The organism is Streptomyces sp. NPDC017056 (genome assembly GCF_044332485.1).
In the GTDB taxonomy this organism is placed as follows: domain Bacteria; phylum Actinomycetota; class Actinomycetes; order Streptomycetales; family Streptomycetaceae; genus Streptomyces.
On sequence record NZ_JBIRPD010000003.1, the window covers coordinates 459,330 to 472,708 of the forward strand.

Here is a 13,379-nt window from a genome sequence, read left to right on the forward strand (position 1 = left end):
GGGAAGAAAAAAGGGGGCGGATGTGTCGATCTTGCGGTGGGGGCGGGGCTCGGACGAGTGGCCGAATGGCCAGCATGTGTCAGGATCGGGCCATGGGTGTTTTCGCGGAGGACGGGCGGCACCGGATCGCCGTACTGGTGCGGCACGGGCTGCTGCCGATGGAGCTGGGGATCGTGCACCGGGTCTTCGGGCAGGCCGAGACGGCCGAAGGGGAGCGGCTGTACGAGGTGCTGACGTGCGCGCCGGAGCCGGGGGAACTGCGCACCGACGCGGATTTCACGGTCAACGTGCGGTACGGGCCGCAAGCCCTGGCGGAGGCGGACACCGTCGTGGTGCCGGCCTCGCAGCAGGACTACGGGGACGGCGACGGATGCCTGAGCGAGGGGATGGCGCGGGCGATGGCGGCGATCCGGCCGGGTACTCGTGTCGCGTCGATCTGTACGGGGTCGTTCGTGCTGGCGGCGGCCGGGTTGCTGGAGGGGCGGCGGGCGACGACGCACTGGCGGTCGGCGGAGCAGTTCCGGCGGCTGTTTCCGGCGGTGGAGCTGGATGCGGATGTCTTGTATACGGATGAGGGGCGTGTCCTCACGGCCGCGGGTGTCGCCTCGGGGATCGACCTGTGCCTGCACATGATCAGGTGTGATCACGGCGCTGCGGTGGCCAACGAGGTGGCGCGGCGTACGGTCGTACCGCCGCACCGGGAGGGCGGGCAGGCCCAGTTCATCCAGCGGCCGGTGCCCGAGCCGCGGCTCTCCTCGACGGCCGCGGCTCGCGCCTGGGCGCTGGAGCACCTGGAACGCCCGGTGACGCTGCGGGAGCTGGCCTCGTGCGAGTCGATGAGCGTGCGCACCTTCACCCGGCGGTTCCGCGAGGAGGTCGGCGTGTCGCCGTTGCAATGGCTGACACGGCAACGCGTCGAGCGGGCCCGGCAGTTGCTGGAGGAGACGGAACTGCCGGTGGACCGGGTGGCGGCGGACGCCGGGTTCGGCACGGCGGCCTCGCTGCGGCAACACCTCCAGGCGGCGGTCGGGGTGTCGCCGAGTGCGTATCGCAGCACCTACAGGGGAGCCGGCGGCCACGCCGCCATGGCGGGGGCGGGGTCCGGCCGGTGAGCGGGTTCGGGGCCGGAGCCGGGGCCTGGTGGTGCACGGGGCCGCGCTGGGAGGGCCACGAGCAGGGGCTCGGGTGGTACTGCCCGGAGCGCGGCGCTCAGCGGCGCAGCGCGCTGCCTGAGGGCAAGGCGCTGGCGTTCGCGGTGACGGGCGAGCGGCGGTGCCTCGGGGTGCGGCGCGGCGCGCGCTGGGCCGTGTGCCCGTACGCGGCGGTGCTCGACGGCGGGAGCGCCCGGGACCAGTGCGCGGAGTGCGCGCGGCTGGACCGTTCGCGGTCGGTGGCGGCGGACACGATGGCCGACGATCCGCGTCCGTACGGGGTCTATCTGGCCTATTTCGGGCCGGGGATGCTCAAGGTGGGCATCACGGCGGCCGAGCGCGGGGCCGCGCGCCTGGTGGAGCAGGGCGCGGTCACGTACGCGTGGCTGGGGCGCGGACCGCTGATGGCGGCGCGCCGGGCGGAGGCACTGCTGGGCAGCGCGCTGGAGGTACGGGACCGGTACGGCAAGGCGGAGAAGCGGGCGGCGCGGGCCGCGCTGCCGCCGGTGCCCGAGCGGGTGGCGGCACTGGCCGGGCTGCACGAGGCGGCGCGCGGGCTGGAAGGGTGGCCGGAGGCGCTGGAACCGGCTGCGTTCGCGTGGACGGACCACACGGAGGTGTTCGGGCTGGCGCGGATTCCGGCGGGGGCCGGGGAGGTCGCGGGGCTGGCCGCCGGCGAGGAAATCGTGGGGGACGTCGTGGCGGGGGCGGGGTCGGACCTGTATGTGCGGGGCGCCGGGGGAGAGGGCGGGGTTTTTGTGGTGGACGCGCGGTTGTTGGCGGGGTGGGTGTTGCGAGGCGCGGCGGGTGGGGTTACTACGGCGACGGTGCGGGTCGGGAAGGGGAGGGGGAAGGGGAAGGGGAAGGGTGAGGTGAGGGGGGAGGACGGGGCGCAGGGGAGTTTGTTCTGAGGAGGGGGACGAAGGGGCTGACCGGGGCCGGGGCCGGGGCCACTGGGGCTACTGGTGTTACTGGGGCTGATCGGCGTGCGGAGTGGGGGCGGCGGTCGCTGCGGCTGCGGCAGCAGCGGTCAGTGCCGCCATGGCCGTCCGCAGTTCCTGGAGGGTGTCGGGGTCGGTCACCGTTCCGGTGTCGGGGTCGGTCTTCGGGGCGATGGCCGCCAGGTCACGGCAGGCGTCCGGGACGACGTCGGCGGACATCATGCGCAAGGTTTCCCGCAGCTGCGCGTGGGCGTGCTCGGCGCCGGTGGGGGACGGCGAGGCGGTGAGGACCGCGACCGGTTTGCCGAGGAACTCGGCGCTGCTGACCAGCCAGTCGAGGGCATTCTTGAGGACGCCGGGGACGCCGTGGGCGTATTCGGGGCTGACGACCAGTACGGCGTCCGCGTCCGCCACGGCACGGCGCAGCGCGGCCACCGGGGCGGGCGGGGTGGCGCCCTGGTGGTCCAGGTCGGGGTCGAAGTGGGGGAGTTCGCGGATGCCGGCGGTGGCCGCCGCGGCGTCGGTGAGGGCGAGGGCGGAGCGCAGGACGGCGCCGTTGGTGGAGCGGGCGCGCAGGCTGCCGTTGAGGGCGACGATCTTCATGCCGTGACGGTACGGATTGACGCCCGGGTCAAGGCAAGGGGCGGGCGGGGGCCGGGCCCTGGACCGGGAGAGGGCCGGGAGTGGGGCGATTGATGCTCGTAGGGCACCGCGGGCGCCGACCCGCAGTACGCGCGGCCCGGTCCTCCGCCCCTCTCATTCGGCCCTTCACCCCTCTCATACGGCTATCACCGCAGGTCAAGGCGATTGTCAGTGGTGGGTGCCATGCTGTTTCCCGTGGTGACCGGCTGGACCGCGCGGGGGGCGGCCCAGTCCGGTTCCACTGAATTCGTGCTGCGGTGACGGGTGTTTCTCAGGAGATTCACAGATACGCGCAAGACGGCTCTCAGAGGGGGTGGTCAGCCTCGACAGCATGACCGTGACAGCGTCCACATCAGCATCAGCCGCCAAGAAGCCCGCCGAGCTGCTGCGTCCCGACGGGAGCCCGGTACGGGTGCTGGTCGTCGACGACGAGGCGTCGCTCGCCGAACTGCTGTCCTTGGCGCTGCGTTACGAAGGCTGGGACATCCGCGCCGAGGGTGACGGTACGGCCGCGCTGCGGGCCGCGCGTGAATGGCGGCCGGACGCGGTGCTGCTCGACGTGATGCTGCCGGACATGGACGGGCTGACCGTCCTGGGGCGGCTGCGCCACGAACTGCCCCAGGTGCCGGTGCTGTTCCTGACCGCCAAGGACGCGGTGGAGGACCGGATCGCCGGGCTGACGGCGGGCGGTGACGACTACGTGACCAAGCCTTTCAGCCTGGAGGAGGTGGTGGCGCGGCTGCGCGGGCTGCTGCGCAGGGCGGGCGCCGCCGCGGTGCGCAGCGAGTCGCTGCTGGCGGTCGGAGACCTGCTGCTCGACGAGGAGAGCCACGAGGTGTGGCGGGGCGGCCAGGAGATCCACCTGACGGCCACCGAGTTCGAGCTGCTGCGGTATCTGATGCGCAACCCGCGGCGGGTGCTGAGCAAGTCGCAGATCCTGGACCGGGTGTGGAGCTACGACTTCGGCGGCCAGGCCAATGTCGTGGAGCTGTACATCTCCTACCTGCGGCGGAAGATCGACGCGGGGCGCAGCCCGATGATCCACACACGCCGCGGCGCGGGGTATCTGATCAAGCCGGGGGCGTAGCGGGTGGCGAAGGCCGCGCGGGGCGGGTCCGGACGGGGCGGTCCGGGGCGGGGCGGGTCCGGGCGAGCGGGCGGGAGGGGAGCCCGGTCCCGGCGTCGCTGGACGCTGCGTACGCGGCTGGTCGTCTCGGCCGTCGTACTGATCGCGGTCGTCTGCGCGGTGATCGGCACGGTCACCACCATCGCGCTGCACTCCTACCTCCAGGGCCAACTGGACGACAAGGTGCGCGAGTCCGCCGAGCACGCCGGCGGCCGGCGGGACGACTTCCTGGACTTCCAGGACCTGGGCTTCATCGCGGCGCCCGGGCAGCCCATCGGTACGGTCGGCGCCCGGCTCTCCTCCGACGGTGAGATAACCGCCGCGGCGCGGAGCGTCGACGCGCGCAACCCGCTGCCGGTCCAGAACCTGGTCTCCCTGACCGACGAGCAGGTCAGGGCGCTGGCCGAGGTACCGCGCGACGGGCGCCCGCACACCGTCACGCTGCCCGGCCGCGGCGACTACCGCGTCGCGTCGGCGCCGGACGGCTCGGCCCTGGTCGGGCTGCCGTCCGACGAGGTGCAGAAGGTCGTCACCCGGCTGGTCGTGGTGGAGATCTGCGTCACCGCTGCGGGCCTGGTGGCCGCCGGCATAGCGGGCGCCGCCTCGGTCCGCCTCGCGCTGTGGCCGCTGCGCCGCGTCGCCGCCACCGCCACCCGGGTCTCGGAGCTGCCGCTGCACCGGGGCGAGGTGGCCCTGCACGAGCGGGTGCCGGCCGCGGAGGCCGACCCGCGTACGGAGGTCGGCCAGGTCGGCGCGGCGTTCAACCGCATGTTGGGCCATGTGGGTTCGGCGCTCGCGGCGCGTCAGGAGAGCGAGACGCGGGTCCGCAGATTCGTCGCGGACGCGAGCCACGAGTTGCGTACGCCGCTGGCGTCGATCCGGGGCTACGCCGAGCTGACCCGGCGCGGGCGGGAGCAGCCCGGCCCCGCCACCCGGCACGCCCTGGGGCGCATCGAGTCCGAGGCGGTACGGATGACCGGACTGGTGGAGGACCTGTTGCTGCTCGCCCGGCTGGACGCCGGGCGCCCGCTGTCGTACGAGAGCACCGACCTCGCGCCGCTGCTCGTGGACGCGGTCAGCGACGCGCGCGCCGCCGGGCCCCGCCACACGTGGCGCCTGGAACTGCCGGACGACCCGGCTCCGGTCCGGGCCGACGGGGACCGGCTGCGCCAGGTCCTGGTCAACCTGCTCGCCAACGCCCGTACCCACACGCCGGAGGGCACGGCGGTCGTCGCCCGGCTGTGCCGCGAGGCGCCGGTGGCCGGGTCGGGCCCGTTCGTCCGGCTGGAGGTGCAGGACGACGGGCCGGGCGTACCGCCGGCGCTGCTGCCGCACGTCTTCGAGCGCTTCGCCCGCGGCGACGCCTCCCGTTCCCGCACCGGCGCCGGCGGGGCCGGCAGCCGTGCCGGGGCCCGCGGCGGCGGCAGTACGGGGCTCGGGCTGGCGATCGTGCAGGCCGTGGTGGCGGCGCACGGCGGTACGGCCGGGGTGGAGAGCGTCCCCGGACGCACGGTTTTCAGCGTCCGGCTACCGGCGGACGGACCGGCGCGCACCGCGTCCGCAAAGAGCCCGGCACGCGCCGCGTCGGCAAAGAGCCCGGCACGTGACACCCCGGGGGAGAGCCCGGCGCGTGGCGCTCAGAGGAATGGCCCGGCGCATGGCCCCCAGGAGGACGGCCCGGCGCGTGGCATCCAGGGACAGAACCCGGCGCGTGACGCCCAGGGGAACAGCCCGGCGCGTGGCGCCCAGGGGGAGAGCCCGGCGTGCGGTGTCACAAGCGCCCCTCAGCCATCCCATACGCCCCTGGAGCACTCCCATTCACAGCCGGGTCACAGGAGCACCACACAAGGGTGACAGCCCGCCTCGGGAGTGTTCGGTTCCATGACGACGACTCAGCCGGCCCGCTCCCCCCTGGGCTTCCTGCCGCCCCGCGAACATCTGCGCCTCGGGCAGATCGCGACGGTGCTCGATGTCGTGATCCCCGTCTACAACGAGGAGTCCGACCTGGAGCCGTGCGTACGGCGGCTCCACGACCACCTCTCCCGCACCTTCCCCTACGGCTTCCGGATCACCATCGCGGACAACGCGAGCACCGACCGCACCCCCGAGATCTCCGCCAAGCTGGACGACGCGATCCGCGAAGTGGCGTCCGTGCGCCTGGAGGAGAAGGGCCGCGGCCGCGCCCTGCGCACCGTCTGGTCCCTGTCCGACGCCCCGGTGCTCGCCTACATGGACGTCGACCTGTCCACCGACCTGAACGCGCTGCTGCCGCTGGTCGCCCCGCTGATCTCGGGCCATTCCGACCTGGCGATCGGCTCCCGGCTGGCGCGCAGTTCGCGGGTGGTGCGCGGGCCGAAGCGCGAGTTCATCTCCCGTACGTACAACCTCATCCTGCGCGGCTCGCTGGCCGCCCGTTTCTCCGACGCGCAGTGCGGGTTCAAGGCCGTACGGGGCGATGTCGCCGAGCGGCTGTTGCCGATGGTCGAGGACAGCGGGTGGTTCTTCGACACCGAGATGCTGGTGCTCGCGGAGCGCGCCGGGCTGCGCATTCACGAGGTGCCGGTGGACTGGGTGGACGATCCGGACAGCACCGTGCACATCGTGCGCACGGCCACCGAGGACCTCAAGGGCGTGTGGCGGGTGGGGCGCGCGCTGGCGACCGGCGCGCTGCCCCTGGACCGGCTCGCGCGCCCCTTCGGCGACGACCCGCGCGACCGTGAACTGAGCGGCGTACCAGGCGGCCTGGCCCGCCAGATCATGGGCTTCTGCGCGGTCGGCGCCCTGAGCACGCTCCTCTACCTCGGCCTCTATTCGCTCTTCCGGCTCGGCGTCGGGCCGCAGACCGCCAACGCCGCCGCACTGCTGCTGTCCGCGGTCGGCAACACGGCGGCGAACCGGCGTCTGACCTTCGGCGTACGGGGCCGCGACCGCGTGGTGCGCCACCAGGCGCAGGGCCTCGTCGTGTTCGGCATCGGCCTCGCCCTGACCAGTGGCTCGCTGGCCGCCCTGGACGCCGCGACCGGCGACCCGGCGCACGGTACCGAGATGGCGGTGCTGGTCGCCGCGAACCTCGCGGCGACCTTGCTGCGGTTCCTGCTCTTCCGGTCCTGGGTCTTCACGGAACGCGAGCCGGCCGCCGTCTCCCCTCCCCGCCCCACCGCCTCCCGCCCCCGCCCCACCGCCGTCCCGAACGACACCCGCAGGAGCGCCCGATGACCACGCACCACCCCCGCGCCACGCACCCGGCGGCCGCCGGCCAGGCACCCGCCCCCGACTCTCCCGGCTCACCCGATTCTCCCGGCTCACCTGATCCACTGGGCTCACACGAGCCACCGGAGACGCCGGAGCCACCAGCCACCCCGGAAGCCCATGCGGCACCGCCGAACCCCCGCTGGGCCCGCCCCGCGCTCGTCGCGCTGCTCGTGGCCACCGCCGTGGTCTACCTCTGGGACCTGGGTGCCTCCGGCTACGCGAACCAGTTCTACTCGGCCGCGGCGCAGGCCGGCTCCGCTAGCTGGAAGGCGCTGTTCTTCGGCTCGCTCGACGCCGCCAACTCCATCACCGTGGACAAGCCCCCGGCCGCCCTCTGGCCGATGGCGCTGTCGGTCCGGCTGTTCGGCCTCAACGCGTGGGCAATCCTGGTGCCGGAGGCGCTGATGGGCGTCGCTGCGGTCGGCGTGCTGTACGCGGCCGTACGACGCCGCTTCGGCGCGGGGCCCGGGCTGCTCGCGGGCGCGCTGTTCGCGTTGACGCCCGTCGCCGCCCTGATGTTCCGCTTCAACAACCCAGACGCGCTGCTGTGCCTGCTGATGGTCGGCGCCATCTACTACGTACTGCGCGCGCTGGAGGACGCCCGTACCAAGTGGCTGCTGCTGGCGGGAGTCTGCTTCGGACTCGGCTTCCTGACCAAGACGCTCCAGGCGTGGCTGATCCTGCCGCCGCTGGCGTTGGTGTACGCGGTGTGCGCGCCCACCGCCCTGCGCCGTCGGCTGGTGCAACTGCTGCTCGCGGGGGTGGCGATGGTCGTGTCCTGTGGCTGGTGGGTCGCGATCGTCGAACTGTGGCCGGCCGGCTCGCGCCCGTACATCGGCGGCTCGCAGAAGAACAGCTTCCTGGAGCTGACCTTCGGCTACAACGGGCTCGGCCGCATCAGCGGCGACGAGGCCGGCAGTGTCGGCGGCGGCGGGGCTCGTGGGGGGAACGGGGGCGGTGGCAGCTGGGGTGACACCGGCATCGGCCGGCTCTTCAACCCCGACATGGGCGGCCAGATCTCGTGGCTGCTGCCCGCCGCCTTGATCCTGTTCGTCGCGGGGCTGGTGGTGCTGTGGCGCGCCAAGCGGACCGATGCGGCGCGCGCGGCGTTCCTGGTGTGGGGCGGCGCGCTGCTGATGACGTTCGCCACCTTCAGCTTCATGTCCGGGATCTTCCACCAGTACTACAACGTCGCCCTGGCGCCGTACATCGCGGCGCTGGTGGCGATGGGCGCGGCGTTGCTCTGGCAGCGGCGCGCGCGGAAGGCCGCCGCGCTGGTGCTGGCGGCCACGGTGGCGGTGACGGCGGTCTGGGCGTACGTCCTGCTGGACCGGTCGCCGCAGTGGCTGCCGTGGCTGCGCTGGTCGGTTGTGGCGGTCGGCGCGGTGGCGGCGCTGGGGCTGCTGCTGTCCGTACGGCTGGGCCGCCGCCTGGCCGTGGTGGCGGCCGGGCTGGGTGTGGCCGCCGCGGTGGGCGGGCCGGTCGCGTACGCCGCCAACACGGTGCACACTCCGCACAGCGGGTCGATCGTCACCGCGGGCCCTGAGGTCAAGGGCGCGGGCAACGGCGGCCTGATCATGATCGGGCCCGGTGGCAAGCGGACCGCCGGCCCGCCGCCCCGGGGTGGCGGCAACGGCCAAGGCCAGGGGCCGGGCCAAGGCCCGGGACAGGGGCAGGGGCAGGGGCCAGGCCAGGGTCAAGGCCAAGGCCAGGGCAAGGGCCAGCCTCCCGGCGCCCACCAGAACCCGCGCCCCGGCACCCCCGGAATGCCCGGCTCCGGTGAACGCGGCAAGCCCCGTATCGCCCTGAGCGGCCTCCTCGCCGGCCAGCGCGTCAACGCCGAGGCCAAGGCCGCCCTGCGCAAGAACGCGGCCGACTACACCTGGGCCGCCGCGACCATCGGCGCCCAGAACGCCGCCAGTTACCAGCTGGCCACCCAGCTGCCGGTCATGTCCATCGGCGGCTTCAACGGCAGCGACCCGTCGCCGACGCTGGCACAGTTCAAGGAGTACGTGCGCCAGGGAAAAATCCACTACTTCATCGGCGGCGGTCTGGGCGGCGGCTTCTTCCGCGAGAACGTCCCCAACGGGGCGAACTCGGCCGACATCACCAGTTGGGTCGAGAAGAACTTCAAGAAGGTGGACCTCGGGGACGCCACGGCCTACGACCTTTCCCAACCCGTCAAGTGAGGTAGCGGCCTCCACGGAGGGCCTGCCCCGACCCCTGCCCCCTAATTGACTGTACGGCGTATAGCGCTCCCTGTACGGTGTAAAGCATCCGCTCGCACCCCTCCGTACAGGGAGCCCGTATGCCCGCCGTGGCCTCCAGCGCCACCCCGCCTTTGAGTCCGCCACGCAACCCCACCCGCTGGCTCATCCTCGCCGTCATCTGCCTCGCGCAGCTGACGGTCCTGCTCGACAACACCGTCCTGAACGTCGCGGTCCCCTCGCTCACCTCGGAGATGGGCGCGACCACCGCCGACGTGCAATGGATGCTGAACGCGTACTCCCTGGTCCAGTCCGGCCTGCTGCTCACCGCGGGCAACGCCGCCGACCGCTACGGCCGCAAGAAGATGCTCGCCCTCGGCCTGGTGCTGTTCGGCGTCGCCTCGCTCGCCGCCTCCCTCGCCCAGTCGCCCGGCCAGCTGATCGCGGCCCGTGCCGCCATGGGTGTCGGCGGCGCGCTGCTGATGACGACCACGCTCGCCGTCGTCATGCAGATATTCGACGACACCGAGCGCCCCAAGGCCATCGGCATCTGGAGTTCGGTCAACTCGCTCGGCTTCGCCGCCGGGCCGCTGATCGGCGGCTCCCTGCTGGCCCACTTCTGGTGGGGCTCGCTGTTCCTGATCAACATCCCGGTCGCCTTCATCGGCCTCGCCGCCGTTCTGCGCCTCGTCCCCGAGTCGAAGAGCTCCAACGGCGACCGTCCCGACCTGCTCGGCGCGCTGCTCTCCATGATCGGCATGGTGGGTGTGGTCTTCGCGATCATCTCCGGGCCCGAGAGCGGCTGGCTCTCCGGCCGGGTGCTGGGCTCCGCCGCCGTCGGCATCGTGGGTCTCGCCGTCTTCGCGCTGTGGGAGCTGCGCATACCGAACCCGATGCTGGACATGCACTTCTTCCGCAACAGCCGTTTCATCGGCGCCGTGTCCGGCGGCATCCTGGTGGCCTTCGGCCTGGGCGGGTCGATGTTCCTGCTCACCCAGCACCTGCAACTGGTCCTCGGGTACGGCCCGTTGGAGGCGGGGCTGCGGATGGCGCCGCTGGCGCTGATGGTCGTGGCGCTGAACTTCACCGGCCTGGGCGTCAAGCTGCTGCCCAAGCTGGGCACGCCCGGCATGATCGTGACCGGTATGAGCCTGCTGGCCGGCGGCCTGGCCGCCATTGCCACCCTGGGCAGCGAAAGCTACGGCGGCATGCTGTTCGGCCTGCTGCTCATGGGCGTCGGTGTGGCGTTCGCGATGCCCACGATGGCCAACGCGATCATGTCGTCGATCCCGGTGGAGAAGGCGGGCGTGGGCGCGGGCGTGAACGGCACGCTGATGGAGTTCGGTCAGGGCCTGGGCGTCGCCGTCCTCGGCGCGGTGCTCAACTCCCGGTTCGCCGCGCTGCTCCCGGCGGTCGCCCTGGGCGCGGGGTCGCTGCCAGCGGCGCTGGCCATGGCCCGTACGGACGCGGACCGGGCGGCCGTGCACGACGCGTTCGCCTCCGGTATCGGCACCAGCCAACTGGTGGGCGCCGCCGCCGTCTTCCTCGGCGGGCTGCTCGCGGCGTTCCTGCTGCGCCGCGCCGAGCGCGACCGGCCGGGAGCACAGCCGGGGCCGGAGCGGCAGCCGGAGCAACAGTCGGGCGAAGCCGAAGGCTCGAAGCCGTCCGGCGCCGTACGCCCCGGGCCGTCCGGCGCCGTAAGCCCGAAGCCGTCCGGCACCCGGCCGGAATAGCATCGACCGCGAACCACCGCACGAAGGAAAGGGAGGGCGCGAGATGACAGCGAACCGCGCCGAGAAGCAGCCGAAGAGCGTATGGCTGACCGAGCGCCCCCCGGTGAAACGGAAGGCGGACCAGCCGGCCGGACTGGACCTCGACAAGATCGTCGCGGCCACGGTCCGGCTGCTGGACGCCGAGGGCCTGGCCAAGTTCTCGATGCGGCGCCTGGCCGCGGAGCTGGGCGTCACCGCCATGTCCGTCTACTGGTACGTCGACACCAAGGACGACCTGCTGGAACTGGCCATGGACGCGGCGGCCGGCGAGATCGACCTGCCCGACGAGTCGGACGCCGCGGCCGACTGGCGCGACCACCTGCGCCATCTCGCCACCGAGTACCGCACCATGCTGCTCGCCCACCCCTGGGTGCCGCGGCTGCTGGGCGAGTACATCAACTTCGGTCCGCGCTCGATGGCCTTCTCCAACGCGACGCTGCGGGTGATGGCGCGCAGCGGCCTGTCGAAGGAGTCGTCCTCGGGAGCGCTGGCGGCCGTCTTCCAGTTCGTCTACGGCTTCTCCACCATCCAGGGCCTGCACCGGGCCCGGTGCCAGGCGGTGGGCAGCACGCTGGACGAGTACTTCCAGCAGGTGGTGCACGCCGTACAGGACCGTCCGGAGTTCGCCGAGACGATGGAGCTCTCCGTCAAGGCGGTGTACGACCGGGGGATGTCCGCCGAGCAGATGCTGGAGGACGATTTCGCCTTCGCCCTCGACCTCCAGATCGCGGGCATCGAGGCGATGCGGGAGCGCGAGCGCGCACGGGAGGCGGCGGCGCCTCCGGCTCCTTAACACCTCGCACGCAGCTACGAACGCCCTGGGCGTCCAGACGCGTGAAGCGGTCCCGCCGAACGTGGGCTTCGGCGGGTTCCGCGGTTTTTGAGCGCTGCGCCGCGTGTACCTCTTATCTGATCATTTCTCAGCTCAGCGCAGCGTAAGGAGCTCTACATGCGCGTTCGTACCACCATCAGCGCGGGTGTCCTGGCCGTCGCGGCCGTCCTCGGCAGCGTCGGTACCGCCGTCGCCGACGCCGGGGCGGGTGCCAAGGTCGCCAACTCGCCGGGTCTTCTGTCGGGCAACGCCATCCAGGTCCCGATCGACATCGGTATCCCGATCTGTGGCAACACGATCGACGTCATCGGGCTGCTGAACCCCGCCACGGGCAACAAGTGCAAGACCGGCTGATCGGTCGCGGGAACGACCCCGTACGACGGCGCCCCGCCCCTTGCCAGGCAAGGGGCGGGGCGCCGTCACACGGTGCCGCCGTGGCGGTCCCGGTCAGGTCGTCGGCAGGCTCTCGCCCTGGACGGCCTGGATGTCCAGCTCGACCCGCAGCGTCGTGCCGATGGCCGCGATCCCCGCGGCGACGACCTGGTTGTAGTTCATCTTGAAGTCCTCGCGGCGCAGCTCGGCGGTGGCGTTGAACGCCGCGCGCACGCCGCCCCACGGGTCGGGGCCCGTGCCGAGGTAGCTCAGGTCCAGGTCCACCGGGCGCACCACGCCGCGCAGCGACAGGTCGCCGTGCACGGTCCAGCGGTCGGGGCCGGCCGGCTCCAGGCCGGTGCTGACGTAGGTCATCTCCGGGTACTGCTCGACGTCGAGGAAGTCCCCGGTCCGCAGGTGCCCGTCGCGCATCCCGTTGCCGGTGTCGATCGAGGCCGTTTTGATGACCGCCCGGACCGACGACTTGTCCAGGTCCTCGGCGATCTCGATGCGGCCCGCGAAGTCCAGGAAGCGGCCGTGCACGCTGGTGATGCCCAGGTGCTGGGCGGTCGCCGCGACCGTCGAGTGCATGGGGTCGATGGTCCAGGCACCGGGCGGCGGCAGTTCGGCGCCGCCCTGCCGCGCCAGCGTCACGTTGCCGACGTCCATCCGGCCGCTCGCCGTGACGATCGCGCTGGAGGCCACCGGCGCGTAACCCACCGCCGTCACGATCACCGTGTACGGGCCGGGGGCCAGCGGCTGCGCGTCCCGCACGACGCCGTCCTGGTCGGCCGCCGCGCGCAGTACCTGGGTGCCGGTCATGTCGGTGACGGTCAGCACCGCGTGCTGCACCGCCCAGCCGTCCCGCGTACGGACCTGTGCGCGTACGCCCGCGCCGTTGGCCGCTCCCGCTGCCGCGCCCGTCGAACTCATTCCCACTCCCGTTCTTGCCTCTCACATGTCGGGCTCCGGGCGGCGGCACGCAGGCCGTCCCCTGCCTGTGCGCGTACCGCCGCCGGAGCCCTGGGGTCCGGCCCCCGGTGCCTCTCCGCTCAAAAGAGCACCGTTGGCCGGGGTTCTGTCT

Annotated in this window: 11 protein-coding genes; 9 read left to right on the forward strand and 2 right to left on the reverse strand. The window is 72.8% G+C overall.

The window, feature by feature from the left end:
- The first annotated feature begins 65 nt into the window (after positions 1-65).
- The gene (locus ACH4OW_RS07790; protein WP_360125129.1) at positions 66-1,112 is read left to right on the forward strand and encodes a helix-turn-helix domain-containing protein; all 1,047 of its coding nucleotides are present in this window, start codon (positions 66-68) and stop codon (positions 1,110-1,112) included.
- Entirely contained in the window at positions 1,109-2,062 is a 954-nt protein-coding gene (locus ACH4OW_RS07795; RefSeq protein WP_398025777.1) for a DUF2797 domain-containing protein, read from the forward strand. Before ACH4OW_RS07790 ends, ACH4OW_RS07795 begins: the two co-directional genes overlap by 4 nt.
- A 57-nt stretch (positions 2,063-2,119) precedes the next feature.
- Here the strand turns inward: ACH4OW_RS07795 and ACH4OW_RS07800 are convergent, their stop codons facing one another.
- The gene (locus ACH4OW_RS07800) at positions 2,120-2,695 is read right to left on the reverse strand and encodes an NADPH-dependent FMN reductase (protein ID WP_398025779.1); all 576 of its coding nucleotides are present in this window, start codon (positions 2,693-2,695) and stop codon (positions 2,120-2,122) included.
- 370 nt (positions 2,696-3,065) lie between these two features.
- Here ACH4OW_RS07800 and ACH4OW_RS07805 point away from each other — a divergent pair, with 370 nt between their 5' ends.
- The 7 genes from ACH4OW_RS07805 to ACH4OW_RS07835 all read left to right on the forward strand — a co-directional run bounded on the left by ACH4OW_RS07805 (position 3,066) and on the right by ACH4OW_RS07835 (position 12,277).
- Positions 3,066-3,821 carry a response regulator transcription factor gene (locus ACH4OW_RS07805; protein ID WP_360125125.1) on the forward strand — a complete coding sequence of 252 codons (756 nt, stop codon included), beginning with the start codon at positions 3,066-3,068 and terminating at the stop codon, positions 3,819-3,821.
- A gap of 117 nt (positions 3,822-3,938) precedes the next feature.
- Positions 3,939-5,714 carry an ATP-binding protein gene (locus ACH4OW_RS07810; protein WP_398026007.1) on the forward strand — a complete coding sequence of 592 codons (1,776 nt, stop codon included), beginning with the start codon at positions 3,939-3,941 and terminating at the stop codon, positions 5,712-5,714.
- A gap of 27 nt (positions 5,715-5,741) precedes the next feature.
- Entirely contained in the window at positions 5,742-7,076 is a 1,335-nt protein-coding gene (locus ACH4OW_RS07815; protein WP_398025782.1) for a glycosyltransferase, read from the forward strand.
- Entirely contained in the window at positions 7,073-9,301 is a 2,229-nt protein-coding gene (locus tag ACH4OW_RS07820) for an ArnT family glycosyltransferase (protein WP_398025784.1), read from the forward strand. The genes ACH4OW_RS07815 and ACH4OW_RS07820 overlap by 4 nt, the downstream gene beginning before the upstream one ends.
- A gap of 119 nt (positions 9,302-9,420) precedes the next feature.
- Positions 9,421-11,052 (forward strand): MFS transporter, encoded by a 1,632-nt coding sequence (locus ACH4OW_RS07825; protein ID WP_398025786.1) that lies wholly within the window; start codon positions 9,421-9,423, stop codon positions 11,050-11,052.
- A 43-nt stretch (positions 11,053-11,095) separates the two neighbouring features.
- Positions 11,096-11,884 carry a TetR/AcrR family transcriptional regulator gene (locus ACH4OW_RS07830; protein WP_360125117.1) on the forward strand — a complete coding sequence of 263 codons (789 nt, stop codon included), beginning with the start codon at positions 11,096-11,098 and terminating at the stop codon, positions 11,882-11,884.
- Between the two features lie 156 nt (positions 11,885-12,040).
- Positions 12,041-12,277, forward strand: coding sequence for a chaplin (locus ACH4OW_RS07835; protein WP_360125115.1), 237 nt, complete (start codon positions 12,041-12,043; stop codon positions 12,275-12,277).
- A 93-nt stretch (positions 12,278-12,370) separates the two neighbouring features.
- Here the strand turns inward: ACH4OW_RS07835 and ACH4OW_RS07840 are convergent, their stop codons facing one another.
- The gene (locus tag ACH4OW_RS07840; protein WP_360125113.1) at positions 12,371-13,228 is read right to left on the reverse strand and encodes a YceI family protein; all 858 of its coding nucleotides are present in this window, start codon (positions 13,226-13,228) and stop codon (positions 12,371-12,373) included.
- Positions 13,229-13,379 lie beyond the last annotated feature (151 nt).

Excerpts from the sequence above, each read along its gene's own strand:
- ACH4OW_RS07835 (WP_360125115.1), top strand. The coding sequence starts at position 12,041 with ATGCGCGTTCGTACCACCATCAGCGCGGGTGTCCTGGCCGTCGCGGCC.
- ACH4OW_RS07840 (WP_360125113.1), bottom strand. The coding sequence starts at position 13,228 with ATGAGTTCGACGGGCGCGGCAGCGGGAGCGGCCAACGGCGCGGGCGTA.
- ACH4OW_RS07820 (WP_398025784.1), top strand. The coding sequence starts at position 7,073 with ATGACCACGCACCACCCCCGCGCCACGCACCCGGCGGCCGCCGGCCAG.
- ACH4OW_RS07800 (WP_398025779.1), bottom strand. The coding sequence starts at position 2,695 with ATGAAGATCGTCGCCCTCAACGGCAGCCTGCGCGCCCGCTCCACCAAC.
- ACH4OW_RS07790 (WP_360125129.1), top strand. The coding sequence starts at position 66 with ATGGCCAGCATGTGTCAGGATCGGGCCATGGGTGTTTTCGCGGAGGAC.
- ACH4OW_RS07815 (WP_398025782.1), top strand. The coding sequence starts at position 5,742 with ATGACGACGACTCAGCCGGCCCGCTCCCCCCTGGGCTTCCTGCCGCCC.
- ACH4OW_RS07825 (WP_398025786.1), top strand. The coding sequence starts at position 9,421 with ATGCCCGCCGTGGCCTCCAGCGCCACCCCGCCTTTGAGTCCGCCACGC.
- ACH4OW_RS07805 (WP_360125125.1), top strand. The coding sequence starts at position 3,066 with ATGACCGTGACAGCGTCCACATCAGCATCAGCCGCCAAGAAGCCCGCC.
- ACH4OW_RS07830 (WP_360125117.1), top strand. The coding sequence starts at position 11,096 with ATGACAGCGAACCGCGCCGAGAAGCAGCCGAAGAGCGTATGGCTGACC.